This is a genomic window from Thioalkalivibrio sp. ALE16, from assembly GCF_000381305.1.
In the GTDB taxonomy this organism is placed as follows: Bacteria; Pseudomonadota; Gammaproteobacteria; order Ectothiorhodospirales; family Ectothiorhodospiraceae; genus Thioalkalivibrio.
This window is the reverse complement of sequence record NZ_KB906354.1, coordinates 335528-354839: the sequence shown is the minus strand read 5'-3', so window position 1 is coordinate 354839 and position 19312 is coordinate 335528. Positions and strand designations below refer to the sequence as shown.

The window sequence follows — 19312 nt, the reverse complement described above, 5'->3', positions numbered from 1 at the left end:
GTGGATCACGCGCGGGGGATCACTCGATCACGCGCGGGACCAGATACAGTCCGCCCTCGACGGCCGGGGCGATCGCCTGGTAGGCCTCGCGCCGGTCCGGCTCGGTGACCGCATCCGGACGCAGACGCTGCTCGGCATCCAGCGGGTGGGCCATCGGCTCGACACCCTCGATGGCCGCCCCATCCAGTTGTTCGACAAAGGCAAAGATATCGCTCAGCCCTCCCGCGAAATCCCGGGCCTGATCGTCGTTCATGGCCAGACGGGAGAGATGGGCGATGCGCCGGACTTCGGAGGTATCGACGGACATGGCGGGAAGGGTCCTGTTGCGTTCAGATTTTAGGGGAACACTGATCAATGAACACGCTCGCGCTCGAGTCGCTTTTGTGTGCGAACAAGGCGCGGCGACTGCCGTGCAGTCATTCTGCACAAGGGAACCGCAACGCCGTTCCCGCGCAAAAGCGGCCGAGCCCCTCGGGGTTGGCACCCCAGGTTCCCCGATCCGGCGTTGCGCCGCTTGCGGGTAGAACCACTACCCGCTGCGCGCCGCGCCTGGTCTCGGAAAACCTGGGGTGCCAACGCGAGCGTGTTCATTAATCAGTGTTCCCCTGAGGGCAAAACGGAGCGCAAACTTACCACAAAGCCGTTGTTGCCCAAACCCCGGGCGCTTGCTAGAGTCGACGGCTTTCCCGCCCGCCCACTCAAGCAGGTTTCTTCTTCATGTTCAAACGCCTCCTGGGGTTGTTCTCCAACGACATCTCCATCGATCTCGGCACCGCCAACACCCTTATCTATATGCGCGGCCAGGGCATCGTCCTGAACGAACCCTCCGTGGTCGCCATTCGTCAGGACCGCGGCCCGGGCGGCCCGCGCTCCATCGAGGCCGTGGGGATCGAGGCGAAGAAGATGCTCGGCCGCACGCCGGAGCACGTGGTAACGGTGCGCCCGATGAAGGACGGCGTGATCGCCGACTTCACCACCACTGAGAAGATGCTGCAGTACTTCATCAAGAAGGTGCACGAACGCCGGATCTTCCGGCCCAGCCCGCGCGTGCTGGTCTGCGTGCCCTGCGGGGCCACCCAGGTGGAACGCCGCGCGATCCGCGAATCGGCCTTCGGCGCCGGGGCGCGCAAGGTCTACCTGCTGCAGGAACCGGTGGCCGCGGCCATTGGCGCCGGCATCCCGCTGGACGAAGCGGTCGGTTCGATGGTGCTGGACATCGGCGGCGGCACCTCCGAGGTGGCCGTGCTGTCGATGAACGGCATCGTCTACTCCGAATCCGTGCGCATCGGCGGTGACACCTTCGACGAGGCCATCATGGCCTATGTGCGCCGCAACTACGGCGTGCTGATCGGCGAGGCCACGGCCGAACGCATCAAGCACGCGGTGGGCTCCGCCTATCCGGGCAAGGAGCTGCTGGAGATCGAGGTCAAGGGCCGCAACCTGGCCGAGGGCGTGCCGCGCTCGTTCACCCTGAACTCCAACGAGATCCTCGAGGCCCTGCAGGACCCGCTGTACGGCATCGTCTCCGCCGTGCGTACCGCGCTGGAGCAGACCCCGCCGGAACTGGGCGCGGACGTTGCCGAGCGCGGCATCGTGCTGACCGGCGGCTCCGCCCTGCTGCAGCAGCTGGACCGCCTGCTGATGGAGGAAACCGGCATTCCGGTGGTCATCGCCGACGACCCGCTGACCTGCGTCGCCCGCGGCGGCGGCCGCGTGCTCGAGATGCTCGACGAAAAGCGGGTCGACTTCCTGGCAATGGAATAACCCCCACTCCGGCCACGGGAGCCCTGGCTCTCCCGCGGCCGGTGACTCGGGTTACACTCCGGACCGCAACTGGTCGGCAGGATCGCGGGTACAACACCCCGCAACCCTGCCTCGTCGACGCGATCCGCAACCGGAGGTCACGCCATCAGCAAGCCGCTGTTCAGACTGGGTGTCTCGCCCACTCTGCGCCTGCTCGCGGTCATCCTGCTGGGCCTGGCGCTGATGGCGCTGGACCACCGCGTCAATGAACTGCAGTTTGTCCGCAGCACCCTGGCCACCGTGACCTACCCGCTGCAAGTCGCAGTGGACACACCGGTCCGTGCGGTCAGCCGGGTGTTCGAGTCGTTCACCCGCCGCGAGGACCTGATCACCGAGAACCGCATCCTGCGCAGCGAGAACGCGGAACTGCGCGCCCGCCAGCTGCGTTTCGAGGCCCTACAGCAGGAGAACGACCGCCTGCGGGCCCTGCTCAATACCGCGCAGCAGGCCGAGGAACGCGTCGAGATCGCCAAGCTGCTGGCCGTGGACCTGGACCCCTTCCGCCAGCAGATCGTGCTCAACAAGGGGCGCGCGGACGACGTCTACGCGGGCCAGCCGGTCATCAATGCCGACGGCGTGATCGGGCAGGTCCTGTCCACCCGCCTGACCAGTTCCGTGGCCCTGCTGATCTCCGATCCCAGCCATGCCCTGCCGGTGCTCAGCGCGCGCACGGGCCTGCGGGGGCTGGTGGTCGGGACCGGCAACCCGCAGCGCCTCGAGATGCGCCACGTCCCGCTGCAGGAAGACGTCGAACCCGGCGACCTGCTGCTGACCTCCGGGCTGGGCGGCCGTTTCCCGGCCGACTATCCAGTCGCCCGGGTCACCTCCGTCGAGCGCCCGCAGGGCCAGCCCTTTCTGAGCATCCAGGCCGAGCCGCTGGCGGCGCTGGACCGTTCCCGCGAGGTCCTGCTGCTGTGGACCGAGGGCATCATGCCGGGCATCGCCCCCCTTGAACTGGATGAGGATGCGGAGGCAAGGCCGGGCGCATTCACGCCGGAACCCGAGCCGGACGACAACGCGCCGGCAACGCCATGACCCGCGCCATCGGCATCCCCTGGCCGGTGGCGCTGACCCTGCTGGCGGCCCTGGCCCTGGCCATCGTGCCAATCCCCGAGACCCTGCGCCCCGCGCGGCCGGAGTGGCTGGCACTGGTCCTGATCTACTGGGCCATGGCGTTTCCGACCCGCGTGGGCATCCTGACCGCCTTTGTCGCCGGCTTGCTGCTGGATACCCTGATGGGGCAACTGCTGGGGCAGAATGCCATCGCCCTGGCGGTGATCATCTACATCGTGCTGCAGATCCATCCGCGCCTGCGGGTGTACCCGGTCTGGCAGCAGATGATGGTGGTCGCGATCCTGATCGCCCTGTACAAGCTGCTGGCCCTGTGGCCCCAGGGGATTACCGGTTTTCCACCGGACCGGATTACGTACTGGGCCCCGGTGATCACCAGCGCCTTGCTCTGGCCGCTGATCTTTTTCCTGCTGCGCGACGTGCGCCGGCGCTGGCTCCTGCACCTGACCTGAGGGAGGCGGCGATTCGTGCACATACCCGCGCCCGGCTCGAAGCAGCGTGAACGGTCACGCATACTGTGCCCCGCCAACCCGAAACAAGGAGCCCTGCCATGGACACGAACAAGCAAACCGAGATCGAGGCCGCCGTATTCCGCCGCCTGCTGCAGCATCTGGACGAGCGCAAGGACGTGCAGAACATCGACTTGATGAACCTGGCCGGCTTCTGCCGCAACTGCCTGTCCAAATGGTACGTGGCCGCCGCCGAGGAACGCGGCGAGTCGATCGACTACGAAGGGGCGCGCGAGATCGTCTACGGCATGCCCTACAGCGAATGGAAGGCGCGCTACCAGCAAGAAGCGACCCCCGAGCAGAAGGCGGCATTCGAGGCCAGCCAGAAATCGCACGATGCATGATCATGGCCTGATCGAGACCCCGGAGGCCCTGCAGGGCTTTCTCGACACCATTGCCGGGACCGACTGGATCGCGCTGGACACCGAGTTCATGCGCGAGAAGACCTACTACCCGCGCCTGTGCCTGATCCAGCTGGCCACCCTCGACCAGATCGCCTGTGTCGACCCGCTGCGGCTGGATATGGGCCTGCTTGAGCCCCTGCTGTTCGATGCCGGCGTGACCAAGGTCTTCCATTCGGCATCACAGGATCTCGAGGTCCTGTATCGCGAGCTCGGGCGCGTCCCCGCCCCGGTATTCGATACCCAGATCGCCGCCAGCATGCTCGGCTACGGCGAGCAGATCGGCTATGCCAACCTGGTCAAGGCGATCCTCGACCGCGACCTCGACAAGAGCCAGACCCGCACCGACTGGTCACGCCGCCCGCTAAGCGAACAGCAGATCCACTACGCCGCGGACGACGTGCGCTTTCTGGCCACGGTATTCATGCGCCTGCTGCATGAACTGGAGAGCCACGACCGCATGCACTGGCTGCGCCCGGAGATGGAGGCGCTGAGAAACCCAGCCCTCTACGAGCCGGACCCCGAAGGTGCCTGGCAGCGCGTCTCCGGCGTCAAGCGGCTCAAGCCGCGTGAGCGCGGCGTGCTGAAGACCGTAGCGGCCTGGCGCGAACGCGCGGCACAGGTAAGCGACCGCCCGCGACGCTGGATCCTGGCCGACGACATCCTGATCGACATCGCCCGACGCACCCCAGAGGACGTGGACGCCCTGCACCAGCTGCGCGGCTTCCCCGACGGCATGAAGCCGCCGCGTCAGGAAGAACTGCTGGAGGCGATCCGCGAGGGCCAGGCCCTGCCGCGTGAGGAATGGCCACAGCTCCCGGAGAAGGCGAAGCTCACCGAGGCCGAGGAGGTCCTGGCCGACATCGGCATGGCCCTGCTGCGCGAATGCGCGCGGCGCAACCAGATCACCGCCGCCGCCATCGCCCAGCGCAAGGATGTCATCGAGCTGCTGAAAGGAGACGGCACAACCGGCCGCCTGGGCAGCGGCTGGCGCCACGAGATCGCCGGAAAGACCATCGCCCGCTGGTTTGCGGGCGATGGCGAACTGGCACGTACGGAGGAGGGCTTGCAGATCCGCCCGTGAGCATCGAACGGGCGGATCTGCGGGGCGGTCAGGCCGCCTTGTAGATCCCGCGACGCGGCGAGCTCAGCCGGCCCTGGCGCTTCAGGTAGGCCAGGGTCTGGCTGATGTTCTTGGTATCCAGGCCGATCTTCTCGGCCTCGGCCTTGATCTCCTTGATACCCATCTCCGGCTTTTTCGCGACAATCTCGCACAGCTTCTGGCTGATCGACTCGCCTCCGGCGCGCCGCCCGCGACGACCAACGCCGGTGCTGGCGGCTCGGCCCACACGGCCGCCCAGTTCGCGGATCTGGCGCTCCAGCTCGTTGAGCTCCTTGCGGTGGCGCGCCAGCATCTCCTTGCGCTTTTCCATCAGCTTCTCGCGCTTCTGGCGGCGCTCGGCCTCCTTGCGCTCGGCCTCTTCCTTTTCCCGCTGGCGCGCGAGGGCGTAGAGTTCTTCGGCTGAAAGATCGGAGGCCTTCTTGTTATCCATGCTCATGCAACACTCCCGGATTCTGAAAATCGATTCAATGACAGGTCTGGGCCACAGGGGGTTCATAACCCCGCCCCATTCTCTAAAACTAGGGAAACACTGGTTAATGTACACGCTCACGTTGGCTCCCCAGGTTTTCCGAGCCAAGGCGCGGTGTGCAGCCGGTAGTGGTTCTACCGGAAAGGGCGGCAACGCAGGATTGGGGAACCTGGGGTGCCAACCCCGAAGGGGCTCGGCCGCTTTTGTGCGTGAACGGCGTTGCGGCTCCCTTGTGCAGAATGACTGCACGGCAGTCACCGCGCCTTGTTCGCACACAAAAGCGACTCGAGCGTGAGCGTGTACATTAACCAGTGTTTCCCTTGGCCACGGCAGAATAATACGAACCCATGGAACGATGCCAGAAAGATTATAAGAATACGCAGGAAATACAAGCGTCCGCTCGCACTCTTTCTCCTGAAAAGAGAAAGCAGATATGTGACGAGGTGGCACGGCTGTATCATTTGATCGAAGGCACACCGGGCAAAGACCTCCCGGCCATTCGATTTGATCTGAAAGGCCGGGCAGCCGGGCAATGGCGCCTGAGCAAGAATGCGGAAACCCTGCGCTTCAATCCGGAAGCCTTCAGCCTGGAATGGGATCAGCATTTTCCCGAGACGGTGGCGCACGAGGTGGCCCACTCGCTGGTCTACCGCGCCCACGGCATACGAAGGGTTCGGCCCCATGGCCCCGAATGGAAAGGGCTGATGCGGGCGCTGGGTTTCCCCAATCCGAGTGTCACGCATGCGACGGCGCTGACCACTCGCACGATGCGCCAGTACGACTATGTATGCGGATGCGGTCCCCAGCCCCTGAGCGCTCGCCGACACTTTCTCATTAGCAAGCGCGGCTATCGGTACCAATGCCGCCAATGCGGCCAGTGGCTGCGACGCTCCGGCAGCGGTTGCAGCTGATACCGCGCGCACCCCCGATCAAGCACACGCATCCGGGCGCGCCGGGATCATATGAAAACCCGGCACCCCGCCGTCATCATCCCGGGAAGGAATGTCGGTTCAGATACTCCAGTAAACGCGCCGTTGCACCCTGATTCTCTGCAATAAAAGCGGCTGCGCGCTGCCGGATAATCTCGCGTCGGGACTCATCCTCCCCCAGCCACGCAGCCATCCGCGCGACCGCCTCCTCGGCATTCCTTGAACGCCATAGCAGATCCGCGGCCTCCATGCGTTCCACCAGAAGTTCAAAGTTGTCGACATGCGGCCCCATGACGACCGGACAATTCCACAATGCGGCCTCCAGCGGGTTGTGGCCGCCAACGGAGACCAGTGAACCCCCGACAAAGGCGACATCGGCCAGGCCAAAGAAACGTTTCAACTCCCCCAGCGTGTCCAGCAGCCAGAAATGCGTGGCGGCATCCGGCACCCCTTCGCTGCGGCGAACGAAGCTTTGCCCGGAACGTTCCAGCAAGTCTGCCACTTCGGGAAACCGCTGCGGATGGCGTGGTGCCACGATCACCAGAAGGCGTGGATACTCGTCGCGCAAGGCGTTCAGCCCCGGCAGCAATTGGGCCTCTTCGTCGGCATGGGTACTGGCGAGAATCACCACCGGGCGCCCGTCAACCACCGGACGCAGAGACCGGACCTCCTGGCGATCGTCCTCCTCGATGTGGATGTCGAACTTGATATCGCCATTGACCGTCACGCGATCGGGCACGGCCCCAAGGGCGACGAAGCGCTCCCGGTCCAGCGCATTGCGACAGGCAATCCAGTCAAATCCGCTCATGGCCGGCGCGATCAGCCGCGGGATCCGGGCATAGCGTCGGGCCGAACGTCCGGACATCCGGGCGTTCGCCAGCACGACCGGCACCCCGGCACGCCGCGCCTCCGCCAGCATGTTCGGCCAGATCTCGGTCTCCATGACCACGATGGCGCGCGGTCGCACGGCACGCAGGAATCGGCGCTGCAGCCAGGGCAGGTCCAGTGGCAGGAACCGATGTATGACCTGACCGCCGAGCCGCTCCGCCAGCATGGCGGCACCGGTCGGCGTCGTGGTCGTAACCAGGATGCGCCGCGAACCGGCGTCCAGCAGCCGGCGAATCAGGGGTTCCGCCGCCAGCACCTCGCCCACCGATACCGCATGAATCCAGATCTCGGCCGGCTCCGGCGCGCGCGCCCAGCCCATGACCTCGCCCAGCCGGACACGCACCGAAGCCCGACGGCTGCGCAAGCCATGGCGGATCAGCAACAAGGGGGTCAGCAACGCAAGCAGCGCCGTGTAGACTACGCGGGTCATTCGCAGGGAGACTCCGATCCGTGACGGCACGGCCCGAACCATCGAGCGCGACCGAGCGCCCACCCCGCGGTCCCGCCACCTGGCCCATGTGGGCGGTCATCGGCCTGGCACGGCTGGTCATCCAGCTGCCCATCCGCTGGCAGCAGGCGCTCGGCCGCGGCATCGGGCGACTGTTCTACCGTTTCGGCCGCGAGCGCCGTGCGATCGCCCGCACCAACCTCGAACTGTGCTTTCCCGACCAGTCCGGCGAACAGCGCGAACAGTGGCTGCGCGAGCACTTCGAGGCGGCCGGCATGGGGATCCTGGAGATGGCCATGGCCTGGTGGGGACGCGACACGCAACTCAAGGGGCATTACACAATCCACGGACTGGAGCATCTGGACAAGGCGCTGGAACAGGGCAAGGGTGCCCTGCTGGTGAGCGCCCATTTCACCACACTCGAGCTTTGCGGGCGCCTGCTGGGCCTGCACCGCCGCTTTGCCGCGATGTACCGGCCCAGCGAACGCCCGCTGATCAACCACCTTTTCAAGGTGAATCGCGACCGCCACACGGCAGGCGTGATCGCACGCGACGACGTCAAGGGACTGCTACGCACCCTGCGCAACAACATGCCCGTGTGGTACGCGCCCGACCAGGCCACCAGCGGGCGCCAGACCGAACTGGTCCCGTTCTTCGGCGAACCCGCCAACACGCAAACGGCCACCCATCGCATCGCCCGGGTCAGCGGCGCCCCGGTCCTGCCCTTTTTCGGCTACCGCCGGGAAGACGGCCACTATGTCGTGACCATCCACCCCCCGGTGGAAGACTTCCCCACCGAGGACGCCTACGCCGACACCCTGCGCATCAACCACATCATCGAAGAAGCCGTGATGGACGCCCCGGGCCAGTACTTCTGGACCCACAAGCGCTTCAAGAAGCGCGCGGGCATGCCCGATCCTTACGCGGGCTGAGGCTCGCGCGCGATCAGTCTTCCAGATCCAATTCGCGGCGGATATGCGCAGCCACTTTCGGCGTGTCATTCACCGGCGCGTAGGACCACTGATCGAGCGCCCCGGTAAACGGTCGGGTCACGCCTTCCGCCTCCAGGGCAGAGTGAAAGGCCTGCAGGCGACGGCCGAGCGGCCCCAGGGCCACCGTGTATACGGGGACACCGGTCGCCGCCGCCTCCGAGACCATGGACACGGAATCGGCACTGACCACGATATGGTCGGCTGTTGCCAGCATTGCCATAAAGGGGTTCTCGCCCTGCCCGTCCCAGACAAACCCGGGAACATCCGCCAACCCCTCGACCAGTCGTCGCGTGCTGGCCGCGCCCGTCCGCCGCGAGGGCGTGACCAGCACACTTCCCCCGGAGGCTTCTGCGGCCGAACGCAGGTCACGGATCAGGGCATCCAGTCGTTCCTGCCCCAGATCACCGCGCTGGGTAGCACCCCCGATCAGCACCGCGACCCAGGGCCGGGGAAACGCCGCCCAGGCGCCCCCCAGATCCGCGCGCGCCGACTCCAGCCGCTCGATCGTCACCCGGTGCAGGGCGCCACGCGTCGCAATCACGTTGGGGCCGGCCAGCCCATCGTGACGCGGCGGCACCACCCAGTCGAAATGGCGCGGAGAGATCTGCGGGTCCTGCACATGCACAGTCATGATGGCGCCACGACTGGCGCGCTTGAGGGCGACGGCAACCGTGGCGCTCCGCCGCCCGCAAGAGATCAGCAGGCGCGGCCAGGGTGGCGCCAGGGAATCGCTATCGGCAGTCAATCCTCGCAACACGCCGGGGGCAAAGGAGCCGCGCATCCAGCGCCAGGGCGCGCGCAGCCCCACCGTCTTGTGTTCATAGGGCAGCCCAACAGCCTCGGCCAGCCCACGGACCTGACTGGTCATCCCGGCCTCGCCGGTCGTCAGAGTCCAGCAATGCGGCACGTCAGTCATAGCGTAAGACTCTGAAGCGAATCAGGCAGCATCGATCCCTCTTTTGGCACTCATCCCTTGATCCCGCCTTCGGCTTTCCCAAGTCAGCCTCCCAACGCGGGCAAGAACCGCTATCGCCGCGCGACCCCGCAAGCCGAATACGCTTCAAGGACTCGAGAGCTCTTCGCCACCATCCTGCCCAACACTCGCAGCCGCCAGCATATCGGCGTACAGATCGACAACTCGCGGCAGCACGACCCCCTCGAAATAGCTCTCGCGGTACCGGACCAGTGCAGACTGGGCACGTTCCCTGGAGTCAGCCGGCGACCCAGCTGCACTACGCATTGCCCGCAACAGATCTTCCATGCTGTCGACTTCACACATAAAGGCATACGGTTCACCGAGAATCTCGAGCGGCCCCTTCGTTTTCGTCGAGACGATCGGGACACCGCATGCCATAGCCTCCAGGATGGCAATGCCGAATGGCTCATCACGAGATGGCAGTACGAAGACATCCGCCTGTTCAAGAAAGCCCCTGATGTCTGTCACCCACCCCGGGAACTCGACAGACCCTTCGATACCCAGATCCAGAGCCAGCGCTTTGAGCCGTTCTGCCTCTTCGCCGTCTCCAGCCAGCACTAATCGTGCGTCGGGATACTCGGTGAGCAAACAGGCAAAGGCCCGCAATAGCAGGTCAAACCCCTTTTTGTGTACAAAACGCCCAAAACTTGCCCAAACCTTTAGCCGAGAATCCGTCTTACCTTCTACACAATCCTTTGGTGGAAACGACGAGAAGTTCGGAATCACCCGAATGCGGTCCGGTTCGATCCCATGGCTCAGGAGGTAGTCACGCTGGCTGCAGGTGGTCACGTTGAACCAGTCGATGTGTCGGTAATACTTGAGTTTTACATAGTTGTGAAGCTTCGTGACGACAGGAAGGCCCAGCTCCCGTGCCGCATTTCCGCCCAGCCAGGCACCCCGAGCCATATGGGTATGCACCAGATCCGGCCCGAAGCGGCCGACCACCCGCCGAATCACTCGCCGGGCCAGTGGGTCCCAGGCTCCCAGAACACGAACGGGTTCGGCGGCGATAGCCGCGTGCTTCGTCAATTCGCCATGGGCGACCGATCCGTGCCTGCAGACAGCCAGCACGGAATAGCCGCGATCGGCGAAAGCGCGGCAAAGGTCCACGTAGTAGCGTTCCGCTCCACCGAACCCCTGACTCAGCATAATCTGAGCGATCTTCATCGGCGCCCCCAACAAGACAGGCGTCGACGTAGAAGAAATCGCCGCCTTGAGCCATCCAGTCTTAAAAAGCGATCAAGCTGGTACACCCCGCTGAACGGGAGTATCCGGCGAAGCCAGTTCGTGGCGGTTGCGCCACTCTGCGGTCACGTAGTTGATGATCAGAGAGCGGCGCACGCCTTTCAGGGGACGAAGGTGGTAGCCGTGCCAGGTGTTGTCCGCCGGCACGAATACCAATGCACTGTTGTACGTGCCGGGCGCCGTCTCGTAGTGCGTGTCCGCGTCCACATAAACGTCCGTGCCCCAGGCCTCGTAACCAGGATCGGTGGACAGGTACAGCAGCATGGTGAATTTCTTTACACCCAGGTCCGTGTGCGGTGCCAGCCAGAAACCCTCGGTATCCAGGCAGTGCTCGATGCGCAGGTAATTGCCGCTCACGTCCACGCCGCACACATCAAAGATCGCATCCAGCACCTGCGGACTCTCGAAGGCCGCCGCAACGCTCTCGCAGACCTCGAAGGCCTTCCGATTCTCGGCGTCGAAGAAGCGGCGGGAGCTGTTGTGCGTCTCGCGCTTGCCCTCGGTATCGCCGATCGCCGGCGCTTCGAACGGCAGTGCCTCCACCGCTCGCGCCGCCGCCTCGGGCAGCACCGCCTGCGGATACCACCGCCGATACGGATACCCCTCGGACGGCGCCCCGCGCAACGACGCTTCAACCTGCTCTGCCACTTCGACCGCTGAAATCATTCAAGACACCTGAGGTTCCACTGGGATCATTGTATGCCCTTCGGAAGAGACGCCCAACCGCACCCATCCCTCGGCCGCCTGATAGACTCACGGTTTTTCTCCACCCGCGTGCGCCATGGCTACCGTCCTTCAGATCGTGCCCGCCCTGGAATCCGGCGGCGTGGAACGCGGCACCCTCGAGGTCGCGCAGGCCCTGGTCGAAAACGGGCATCGCTCTCTGGTGATCTCGGCAGGCGGCCGCATGGTGACCGAACTCGAGTCCCGCGGCAGCGAGCACTTCGCCTGGTCAATCGGGGAGAAGTCCCCCTGGACCTTCCGGCTGGTGCGCCCACTACGCCGTTTTCTGCAACAACAACGCGTGGACGTGATTGATGTTCGCTCGCGCATGCCGGCCTGGGTCGTCTGGCGGGCCTGGTCGCGGATGCCCGCAGTCACCCGCCCCCGGCTGGTGACTTCGGTGCACGGATTCAATTCCGTTAACCGCTACAGCGAGATCCTCACCCGGGGCGAACGGGTCGTGACAGTATCCGAGACCCTCAGAGAATTTTTGATCGCTCAATATCCACGGCTTGATCATGAGCGCATTGAAGTGATCCATCGCGGAATCGACACACGCGACTATAAACCCGATTTCCAGCCCTCAACTTCCTGGGTCACCCAGTGGCAAACCGCCTTCCCGCAGCTTCAGGGGCGGTACATCCTCACGCTTCCGGGCCGCATTACCCGACTGAAGGGGCACTTCGACGCCCTGGACATACTGCAGGGCCTGCTACAGCTGGGTATCCCTGCACACTTGCTGATGGTAGGCGGCACCGATCCGCGCAAGCAGACCTATCATCGCGAACTGGAAGGCCGCATCTCGCAACTCGGACTTGAGCCCCGTGTGACCTTCACGGGCCAGCGTTCCGATCTACGCGAAATCCTGGCGGTTTCGGATGTGGTGTTATCACTCTCCACCCAACCCGAGTCTTTCGGGCGCACCACCCTGGAGGCGCTCAGCCTGGGGCGCCCTGTGCTCGGTTATGATCACGGCGGCGTTGGCGAACAACTCACAGAACTGCTGCCCGAAGGGCGCATACCCCCTGGACAAACCTCGACCGCGATTGAGCGTCTTGCCGACTGGGCGGGAGGAGATGCCCCGACACCTCGATGGCCCCACGCGTGGGACCTGGACACCATGCGCCGCCGGACGATCGATCTCTACGAGGCACTCGCCGGCCGCTGACCGGCTGGTCGGCCCTGGCGGGCCGCCGCCTCCCCTCGCACCAGAGGCGCCAGCGCGAGCGCGACCACCAGCCACAACACCGCTGTCGTGTAGGAACTGTAGATCGTCCAGTGGACATTGACTGGATTCAGTGCCACGAAGATCGCCACGCCTCCAACGACGTAGAGTGGAAGAAGGTCTCGCTCGCTTCTCCTCGCGCGTCGCCACAATGCCAGGAGGATCGCCAGCAACATCCCCATGTAGGCCACCAGCCCGACGATCCCGGTCGAAACTAACACATCGAGGAAATACAAATGGATGTGGGCAAAGGCCATATCCGTATAGCCGCGGGCTTCGGCCACAGGCTCAACACCGCGCACCCCCACACCCAGGATCGGCTCGTCCATCGCCACGCGCCAGGAAGCAAGCCAGATCGTCCCGCGCTTCGCCGTCGCCTCATCGATGGCTTCGATGCTGAGCTCAGAGGCCTTCGAGACGACCGCCAGACGATCCCGAGTCTCGGGCGACGCCCACAGCGCCACGACAATCCCCAGTACGAGGATGCTCAGGAACGCGCTCACCGTACGCATACGCAGCTGGTAATACCCGACGAGGAAGAGACCGTAGACGAACAATACGATCAAGGTCGCCATCATGGCCGCCCGGGAACCCGAGAGGAGTATCGCGACGATCACGATCAGAGGCAGCAGGGCCGCCAGCCGATTGGTATAGGTCAGGCGCCGCGACGCCTCCAGAACAAACGGCAGGAAATGCGCCAGCACGATGCCTAACCGCATGTTCGGATGAAACAGCCCGTCAATACGGCGTCCGTTGTACGGGTACCCCAATACGTTCGCGCCGGTGACAAACTGAAAGATCCCGTCCAGCGACCAGAAAACGGCCAGCGCGAGGACTCCATAGAGCAACGGCGTCGCTACATCGCGATGCCGGGCGAACCAGAGCAAGGGAAGTATTGCCGCCGTAAAGAGCGGGTAGGTCAGGGCTGTACGCAGAGCGCGATCAAAGTCCACCGCCACGATCAACGCCAGTAACTGGGGAAGCCATAATGCGAGCAAGAGCAACAATACCCACCTGATCCAGACCTCGGACCACAGCGCAGGCAAGCGAAAGGCCACAAGAGCGAGCCCCCCCAGGGCAAGCAGCGCCAGAGGAAGAAAAACCCCTGTGCCAAACGGCAGCACAAACAAGGCGAGCGCGGCCATCCCCATCACCAGCCAGTAGCCCTGGTGGCCGACAGATCTCCCTCTGACACCCCCGTTCGGAACCATCCTCAACTCCGACAATCGTCCAATCAGCGCGGAATATTACCGGACCGAGGCGACCTGCGGGGTGAGCTGCGTCGGATTCGACCTGACAGCAGCCCTACTTTGGGCGACAATCCAGCCGCCCAACAGTGGTCGTTGCAGGCACTCCGGAAGGTCAGGCTGGCCCTGGCTCTTCAACGCAATCGAAGAGGAAGAACCGCCATGGAACAGAGCGCGCAAACACCTGCCCACGGAGTCCGCCGCAAACAAGTTATCTGCATGAAATGGGGTTCGCTTTACGGTCCGGAGTACGTGAACCGGCTGTACGCTGCCGTTCGACGCCAAACATCGGGGCCTCTTCGGTTCGTATGCCTCACGGACGACGCGACGGGCCTGCGACCGGAAATCGAATCGCATCCCTGTCCGGAGATCGATCTTCCGGAACCCTGGTGCAACACCGGCTGGCGCAAGATGACGCTCTACCTCGATCCAGCCTCGCTCTCCGGGCTGGAGGGCGACTGGCTCTTCCTGGATCTGGACGTGGTCGTCACGGACTGCCTGGACTCATTCTTCGAGTTCGAACCCGAGCATCCCTTCGTCGTCATGCAGAACTGGACCCAACCCGGGAAAGGAATCGGCAACACCTCCGTGTTTCGATTCCGCATGGGCGTGCACGGCTACCTGCTGGAACGCCTGCTCGGCGACTTCGACCACTTCCGCGAGCAATACCGCAACGAGCAAACCTTCATCAGCCGCGAGATCGACTCATTGCGATTCTGGCCGGATGAGTGGTGCGCACTGTTCAAAGTGCATTGCGTTCCAGCCTGGCCCGCCCGTCTCTGGCGTACGCCGACAATACCCGAGGGCGCCCGCGTGGTCGCATTCCCGGGCTCACCCAACCCACCGGATGCCCTCGAAGGAAAATGGCCGGAGAAACGCTGGCGCAAAAGGCTGTATAAGCAGATTCGCCCCGCACCCTGGATTGAAACCTACTGGGCGCGGGCCGAAGAAGCCCTCGCGGAGGAGGAGGCCGAAGCCACGAACTAGGCCCAACCGATTACCCGCCGCCACCGGCGAGCGGCGTCGGCCCGCTCGTCACTCGTCCTTGAGGATGAACTGGGTGCCGCAGTAGGGGCACTGGTAGCGGCCGTCCGGGGTCTCGTCGATCGGGAGGAAGACACGCGGGTGCGAGGCCCACAGGGCCATCTTGGGCGTGGGGCAGTGCAGCGGCAGGTCCTTGCGCGTGACCGTGATCTCGGTCTGCGCGTTCGGTGTCTGGTACTGGTCCTGATGGTGGGCGGTATCGGGATTCACCATGATTCTTCTCGCTTCCGGTTGACGGAAAATTCGGGCGCCTCAGACGAAGGTCAGCCAGCCCTCGTGGCGGCTGTCGCGCCCCTGCACCACGTCGAAGTAGCGTGACTGCAGGCGCTGGGTGATCGGGCCGCGGGTGCCGGTGCCGATCGGGCGATCGTCGACCTCGCGGATCGGGGTCACCTCGGCGGCGGTGCCAGTGAAGAAGGCCTCGTCGGCAATGTACACCTCGTCGCGGGTGATGCGCTTCTCAATGACCTCCAACCCCTCCTCACGCGCCAGTTCGATCACCGTGCGGCGGGTGATGCCGTCCAGCGCGGAGGTCAGGTCCGGGGTAAACAGCACGCCGTCGTGCACGATGAAGATGTTCTCGCCACTGCCCTCGGCCACGAAGCCCTCGGTATCCAGCAGCATGGCCTCGTCGTAGCCGCAGCGGGTGGCCTCCTGCAGGGCCATCATGGAGTTCATGTAATTGCCGTTGGCCTTGGCCTTGCACATGGTCACGTTCACGTGGTGGCGGCTGTAGGAAGAGGTGCGGATGCGGATTCCCTTCTCGATCCCCTCGTCGCCCAGGTAGCTGCCCCAGTGCCAGGCCGCGACCATCGCGTGCACCAGCAGGTTGTCGGCGCGCAGCCCCATGCCCTCGGAGCCGAGAAAACACATCGGCCGCAGGTAGGCGCTTTCCAGCCCGTTGTCCCGCACGGACGCGATCTGCGCCTCGTTCAGCGCCTCGGCGGTGTAGGGGATGGTCATCCCGACGATCTTGGCCGAGTTAAACAGCCGTCGGGTGTGATCCTGCAGGCGGAAGATCGCCGGGCCCCGCGCAGTCTTGTAGGCGCGCACGCCCTCGAACACCCCCATGCCGTAGTGCAGGGTGTGGGTCAGTACGTGGGTCTGCGCCTCGCGCCAGGGCACCATCTGCCCGTCCAGCCAGATCACCCCGTCGCGGTCGGCCATCGACATTATCTTGTTCCTCTATGCGTTCTGGTTCGCGGCCGCTTGCGGCTCGCCGAACAGGTCATTCCAGGCTTCGATCACGCGATCGCGCACGGCGCAGAGCGCGTCGTCGGGCGCCTCGACTCGGGCATCCGACCCCGCCAGCGTGAGGCGGTGGATGCGATTGCGCAGATCCCGGTAGGCATCCGCCAGCGCCGCGCTCAGGCTCGCGTCGATCACACCCTCGCGCCCGAGCGCCTCCAGCGTGCGGATCTTGTCCGGCCAGTCGCAGACGGCGGGGTGCTCGTGCGCGGATACCAAAACCCAGTATTGAACCATGAATTCAATATCAGTGATACCGCCACGGTCGCGCTTGAGATGGAAGCCCTGGCCCTTCTTCGAGGCGTGTTCCGCCAGCATGCGATCGCGCATCTCGACGACCTCGGCCCGCAGCGCCCCGGCGTCGCGCTCGCGGGTCAGGACCTCGCGGCGCAGGGCGTGAAAGCGCTCGCCCAGCTCGGCATCCCCGGTCACGAAGCGGGCCCGCACCAGCGCCTGGTGTTCCCAGGTCCAGGCGGACTCGTCCTGGTAGCGCCGGAACGCCTGCAGGCCACTGACCAGCAACCCCGCCGTGCCACTGGGCCGCAGCCGGGTATCCACCTCGTACAGGCGGCCCGCCGGGGTAAAGGCCCCCAGCAGGTGCACCACCCGCTGGGCCACCCGCGCGAAGAACTCGGTGTTGTCGATCACCTTCGGGCCCGCCGTCTGCGCTTCGTCCCCTTCACTGTCGTGCAGGAACACCACGTCCAGATCCGAACCATAGCCCAGCTCGAAGCCGCCCAGCTTGCCGTAGCCGATCACCGCGAAGCGCGCCACCCGCCGCGCGTCCGACGCCCCGCACTGCGGCTCGCCGTGGCGCTCGACCATCTTCTCCCACGCCAGTTGCAGCACCCGCTCCAGCAGGACCTCGGCAAGCCAGGTCAGGTGATCGGAGACCTTCATCAGCGGCAGGAAGCCCATGATGTCGGCGGCCGCCACGCGCAGCGTCTGCACCTGCTTGAACTGCCGCAGGCGGTCCAGCATCTGTTCGTGGTCCTGCTCGGGAAACTGCGCCAGTTCGGCCTCCAGCTCCTCGCGCAGCCCGTCGCGATCCGGCGGTGCGTAGAGCGCACGCGGATCCAGCAGCTCGTCCAGCAGCACTGGATGCCGGGTCAGCTGTTCGTTGATCCACGGGCTGGCGGCCACCAGCTTCACCAGCTGGGACAGCGCCAGCGGGTTTTCCACCAGCAGCGACAGGTAGACCGAACGCCGGGCGATGGTGCGCACCATCTGCAGGGCCCGGGGCAGCACCGCATCCGGGGCCTCCATCTCCGCGATGGCCCCGATCAGCAGCGGCATCAGGCGGTCCAGCCGCTGGCGCCCGGTCACGCTCATCGCACGCACGCCCGGGCTCTCGCGTAGATCGGCGATGCCGCGCAGGGCCTCGTCCGCATGCTGGAAGTCCATCGCCTCCAGTACCGCGCGGGCATCATCCTCCGGGAGCGCCCCCTGCCAGAGACGATTCAGCTGCTGCTCGCGATCCGCCTCCGGCGAGGCCTCCATGGCCGCCCCGTCCGCGCGCTGCGGGGCGCTGAAGACCTGCTCGAAGTGGGCATGCACCCGCCGCTGCTCGCGCAGCAGCGCCATCTCGAACGCGGCCTCGTCGTCGAAACCCAGCGACAGCGCCAGGCGGTGGCGGTCATCCCCGTTGGAGGGCAGGCGGTGCGTCTGCTGATCATTCAGCATCTGCAGGCGATTCTCCACGCGGCGCAGGAAGCGATAGGAACGCTCCAGCTGCTCGACCGCGTAGGCCGGCAGGAGCTCGCGCTCGCGCAGCACCCCCATCACGCCCAGCAGGTCGCGACGCTGCAGCGCCTGGTCGCGTCCGCCCCGGATCAGCTGGAACGACTGCGCGATGAACTCGATCTCGCGAATCCCGCCCTCGCCGTGCTTCACATCCTCGAACCGGCCGCGCCGCGCCGACTCGTCGTTGATCATCTGCTTCAGCTCGCGCAGGTTGGCGAGGGTGCCGTAGTCCAGATAACGCCGATAGATGAACGGGCGCAGCCGCCGCATCAGCCGCGCGCCGGCCTCGGGGTCGCCCGCCAGCGGGCTCGCCTTGATCAGGGCATAGCGCTCCCACTCGCGTCCGTGCGCCTGGTAGTAGTCCTCCATGGCGTCGAAGTGCATCACCAGCGGGCCGGAATCGCCGAAGGGGCGCAGGCGCATGTCCACGCGATAGCAGAAGCCATCCGCGGTCACATCCGACAGCACCGCGATCAACTGCCGCCCCAAGCGCTGGAAAAACGCCTGGTTCTCGATCACCCGTTCGCCATCGGTCTCGCCCGCCTCCTCGAAGGCGAAGATCAGATCGATGTCGGAGGAGAAATTGAGCTCGCCGCCCCCCAGCTTGCCCAGCCCCAGGACCACCATGGACTGGGCCTCGCCCGCCGGCCCGCGGGGCTGGCCGTAACGCTCCTGCAAGTGCCGGTCCAGCCACTGCAGCCCGCCCTCGATCAGGGATCGGGCCAGCCGGCTCAGGTCGCGCATCACCTCGTCGAGGTCTGCCTGGCCCGACAGATCGCGCCAGGCCACGCGGATCATCTCGCGATGCCGGGTCTCGCGCAGCACATGCCGCAGCGCGGCCTCGTCGGTGGCACCTTCCAGTCGCGCCTGGAGGGTGCGTTCGAAAGCGGCATCGTCGCAGGCCGCCACCCGGCCCTCCGGGTCCAGGGCCTCGAGCAGGTATTCCGGGTGCTGGCGCACCGTCTGCGCCAGGTAATGGCTGAAGGCCAGCGCCACGGGCGTCGCCGCGAGGAAGGTATCCGGCCAGGCGCATTTCTCATCCAGCTCGGCCAGCAGGTCGCGAACCTCCTGCTGCAACGACACGGGCAGGGACGCGGGGGATTCGGGCAGAGGCTTGTCCATGTGCCAAGCCTATCAGCGTTGCACCCGATTGGGTGCCCGGCCCAGCGCGCCGCCGACCCAATGGGTATTGACACGGGATGAGAACACAAATAACAATCGTTCTCGT

Annotated in this window: 19 protein-coding genes; 9 read left to right on the top strand and 10 right to left on the bottom strand. The window is 65.3% G+C overall.

Annotation, left to right across the window (positions count from 1 at the left end):
* Positions 1-19: 19 nt before the first annotated feature.
* The gene (gene gatC, locus F627_RS0101715) at positions 20-307 is read right to left on the bottom strand and encodes an Asp-tRNA(Asn)/Glu-tRNA(Gln) amidotransferase subunit GatC (protein ID WP_018865860.1); all 288 of its coding nucleotides are present in this window, start codon (positions 305-307) and stop codon (positions 20-22) included.
* Positions 308-717: 410 nt separating this feature from the next.
* Between gatC and F627_RS0101710 the strand changes: the two genes are divergently transcribed.
* The 5 genes from F627_RS0101710 to rnd all read left to right on the top strand — a co-directional run bounded on the left by F627_RS0101710 (position 718) and on the right by rnd (position 4868).
* Positions 718-1764 (top strand): rod shape-determining protein, encoded by a 1047-nt coding sequence (locus F627_RS0101710; protein ID WP_018865861.1) that lies wholly within the window; start codon positions 718-720, stop codon positions 1762-1764.
* A gap of 222 nt (positions 1765-1986) precedes the next feature.
* A complete protein-coding gene (gene mreC, locus F627_RS0101705) occupies positions 1987-2838 on the top strand; it encodes a rod shape-determining protein MreC (protein ID WP_018865862.1) in 852 nt (283 codons plus the stop codon).
* Positions 2835-3326, top strand: a complete 492-nt coding sequence (gene mreD, locus F627_RS0101700; protein WP_018865863.1) for a rod shape-determining protein MreD — start codon at positions 2835-2837, stop codon at positions 3324-3326. The genes mreC and mreD overlap by 4 nt, the downstream gene beginning before the upstream one ends.
* Positions 3327-3424: 98 nt before the next feature.
* On the top strand, positions 3425-3727 hold the full coding sequence (locus F627_RS0101695; protein ID WP_018865864.1) for a DUF1244 domain-containing protein: 303 nt from the start codon (positions 3425-3427) through the stop codon (positions 3725-3727).
* Positions 3720-4868, top strand: a complete 1149-nt coding sequence (gene rnd / locus F627_RS0101690) for a ribonuclease D (protein ID WP_019583085.1) — start codon at positions 3720-3722, stop codon at positions 4866-4868. The genes F627_RS0101695 and rnd overlap by 8 nt, the downstream gene beginning before the upstream one ends.
* Before the next feature lie 28 nt (positions 4869-4896).
* On the opposite strand, the gene F627_RS0101685 is transcribed toward rnd, so the two are convergent.
* Positions 4897-5343: a hypothetical protein gene (locus F627_RS0101685; protein WP_019583084.1), complete on the bottom strand. Its 447-nt coding sequence runs from the start codon at positions 5341-5343 to the stop codon at positions 4897-4899.
* A gap of 380 nt (positions 5344-5723) precedes the next feature.
* Here F627_RS0101685 and F627_RS16130 point away from each other — a divergent pair, with 380 nt between their 5' ends.
* Positions 5724-6287, top strand: a complete 564-nt coding sequence (locus tag F627_RS16130) for a SprT-like domain-containing protein (RefSeq protein WP_231370125.1) — start codon at positions 5724-5726, stop codon at positions 6285-6287.
* A gap of 76 nt (positions 6288-6363) precedes the next feature.
* Here F627_RS16130 and F627_RS0101675 read toward each other — a convergent pair whose 3' ends face one another.
* The gene (locus tag F627_RS0101675) at positions 6364-7623 is read right to left on the bottom strand and encodes a 3-deoxy-D-manno-octulosonic acid transferase (protein ID WP_019583082.1); all 1260 of its coding nucleotides are present in this window, start codon (positions 7621-7623) and stop codon (positions 6364-6366) included.
* A gap of 20 nt (positions 7624-7643) precedes the next feature.
* Between F627_RS0101675 and lpxL the strand changes: the two genes are divergently transcribed.
* Positions 7644-8573, top strand: a complete 930-nt coding sequence (gene lpxL / locus F627_RS0101670) for an LpxL/LpxP family Kdo(2)-lipid IV(A) lauroyl/palmitoleoyl acyltransferase (protein WP_255349507.1) — start codon at positions 7644-7646, stop codon at positions 8571-8573.
* A gap of 13 nt (positions 8574-8586) precedes the next feature.
* On the opposite strand, the gene F627_RS0101665 is transcribed toward lpxL, so the two are convergent.
* The 3 genes from F627_RS0101665 to F627_RS0101655 all read right to left on the bottom strand — a co-directional run bounded on the left by F627_RS0101665 (position 8587) and on the right by F627_RS0101655 (position 11520).
* On the bottom strand, positions 8587-9549 hold the full coding sequence (locus F627_RS0101665; RefSeq protein ID WP_026331995.1) for a mitochondrial fission ELM1 family protein: 963 nt from the start codon (positions 9547-9549) through the stop codon (positions 8587-8589).
* Between the two features lie 144 nt (positions 9550-9693).
* On the bottom strand, positions 9694-10776 hold the full coding sequence (locus tag F627_RS0101660; protein ID WP_231370124.1) for a glycosyltransferase: 1083 nt from the start codon (positions 10774-10776) through the stop codon (positions 9694-9696).
* 72 nt (positions 10777-10848) lie between these two features.
* Positions 10849-11520: a 2OG-Fe(II) oxygenase gene (locus tag F627_RS0101655; protein ID WP_019583079.1), complete on the bottom strand. Its 672-nt coding sequence runs from the start codon at positions 11518-11520 to the stop codon at positions 10849-10851.
* Between the two features lie 115 nt (positions 11521-11635).
* Here F627_RS0101655 and F627_RS0101650 point away from each other — a divergent pair, with 115 nt between their 5' ends.
* A complete protein-coding gene (locus tag F627_RS0101650; RefSeq protein WP_019583078.1) occupies positions 11636-12745 on the top strand; it encodes a glycosyltransferase family 4 protein in 1110 nt (369 codons plus the stop codon).
* Here F627_RS0101650 and F627_RS0101645 read toward each other — a convergent pair.
* Positions 12721-14013 carry an O-antigen ligase gene (locus F627_RS0101645; RefSeq protein ID WP_026331994.1) on the bottom strand — a complete coding sequence of 431 codons (1293 nt, stop codon included), beginning with the start codon at positions 14011-14013 and terminating at the stop codon, positions 12721-12723. The two genes, F627_RS0101650 and F627_RS0101645, sit on opposite strands and share 25 nt — an antisense overlap.
* 198 nt (positions 14014-14211) lie before the next feature.
* Here F627_RS0101645 and F627_RS0101640 point away from each other — a divergent pair, with 198 nt between their 5' ends.
* Positions 14212-15036, top strand: a complete 825-nt coding sequence (locus tag F627_RS0101640; RefSeq protein ID WP_231370123.1) for a hypothetical protein — start codon at positions 14212-14214, stop codon at positions 15034-15036.
* Positions 15037-15084: 48 nt separating this feature from the next.
* On the opposite strand, the gene F627_RS0101635 is transcribed toward F627_RS0101640, so the two are convergent.
* From F627_RS0101635 to glnE, 3 genes are read right to left on the bottom strand one after another with little or no spacing between them, the layout of a single operon-like run.
* Positions 15085-15306 carry a zinc-finger domain-containing protein gene (locus F627_RS0101635; protein ID WP_019583075.1) on the bottom strand — a complete coding sequence of 74 codons (222 nt, stop codon included), beginning with the start codon at positions 15304-15306 and terminating at the stop codon, positions 15085-15087.
* Between the two features lie 39 nt (positions 15307-15345).
* The gene (locus F627_RS0101630; RefSeq protein WP_018881686.1) at positions 15346-16266 is read right to left on the bottom strand and encodes a branched-chain amino acid transaminase; all 921 of its coding nucleotides are present in this window, start codon (positions 16264-16266) and stop codon (positions 15346-15348) included.
* 12 nt (positions 16267-16278) lie between these two features.
* Complete coding sequence (glnE, locus tag F627_RS0101625) at positions 16279-19206, bottom strand: bifunctional [glutamate--ammonia ligase]-adenylyl-L-tyrosine phosphorylase/[glutamate--ammonia-ligase] adenylyltransferase (RefSeq protein WP_019583074.1); 2928 nt, start codon at positions 19204-19206, stop codon at positions 16279-16281.
* Positions 19207-19312: the final 106 nt, after the last annotated feature.

What these genes read in the sequence shown, in the direction of transcription:
- F627_RS0101710 (WP_018865861.1), top strand. Translation starts at nt 718, where the DNA reads ATGTTCAAACGCCTCCTGGGGTTGTTCTCCAACGACATCTCCATCGAT.
- F627_RS0101685 (WP_019583084.1), bottom strand. Translation starts at nt 5,343, where the DNA reads ATGAGCATGGATAACAAGAAGGCCTCCGATCTTTCAGCCGAAGAACTC.
- F627_RS16130 (WP_231370125.1), top strand. Translation starts at nt 5,724, where the DNA reads ATGGAACGATGCCAGAAAGATTATAAGAATACGCAGGAAATACAAGCG.
- gatC (WP_018865860.1), bottom strand. Translation starts at nt 307, where the DNA reads ATGTCCGTCGATACCTCCGAAGTCCGGCGCATCGCCCATCTCTCCCGT.
- F627_RS0101655 (WP_019583079.1), bottom strand. Translation starts at nt 11,520, where the DNA reads ATGATTTCAGCGGTCGAAGTGGCAGAGCAGGTTGAAGCGTCGTTGCGC.
- F627_RS0101630 (WP_018881686.1), bottom strand. Translation starts at nt 16,266, where the DNA reads ATGTCGATGGCCGACCGCGACGGGGTGATCTGGCTGGACGGGCAGATG.
- rnd (WP_019583085.1), top strand. Translation starts at nt 3,720, where the DNA reads ATGCATGATCATGGCCTGATCGAGACCCCGGAGGCCCTGCAGGGCTTT.
- mreC (WP_018865862.1), top strand. Translation starts at nt 1,987, where the DNA reads ATGGCGCTGGACCACCGCGTCAATGAACTGCAGTTTGTCCGCAGCACC.
- F627_RS0101650 (WP_019583078.1), top strand. Translation starts at nt 11,636, where the DNA reads ATGGCTACCGTCCTTCAGATCGTGCCCGCCCTGGAATCCGGCGGCGTG.
- mreD (WP_018865863.1), top strand. Translation starts at nt 2,835, where the DNA reads ATGACCCGCGCCATCGGCATCCCCTGGCCGGTGGCGCTGACCCTGCTG.
- F627_RS0101640 (WP_231370123.1), top strand. Translation starts at nt 14,212, where the DNA reads ATGGAACAGAGCGCGCAAACACCTGCCCACGGAGTCCGCCGCAAACAA.
- F627_RS0101665 (WP_026331995.1), bottom strand. Translation starts at nt 9,549, where the DNA reads ATGACTGACGTGCCGCATTGCTGGACTCTGACGACCGGCGAGGCCGGG.
- F627_RS0101675 (WP_019583082.1), bottom strand. Translation starts at nt 7,623, where the DNA reads ATGACCCGCGTAGTCTACACGGCGCTGCTTGCGTTGCTGACCCCCTTG.
- F627_RS0101645 (WP_026331994.1), bottom strand. Translation starts at nt 14,013, where the DNA reads ATGGTTCCGAACGGGGGTGTCAGAGGGAGATCTGTCGGCCACCAGGGC.
- F627_RS0101635 (WP_019583075.1), bottom strand. Translation starts at nt 15,306, where the DNA reads ATGGTGAATCCCGATACCGCCCACCATCAGGACCAGTACCAGACACCG.
- F627_RS0101695 (WP_018865864.1), top strand. Translation starts at nt 3,425, where the DNA reads ATGGACACGAACAAGCAAACCGAGATCGAGGCCGCCGTATTCCGCCGC.
- glnE (WP_019583074.1), bottom strand. Translation starts at nt 19,206, where the DNA reads ATGGACAAGCCTCTGCCCGAATCCCCCGCGTCCCTGCCCGTGTCGTTG.
- F627_RS0101660 (WP_231370124.1), bottom strand. Translation starts at nt 10,776, where the DNA reads ATGAAGATCGCTCAGATTATGCTGAGTCAGGGGTTCGGTGGAGCGGAA.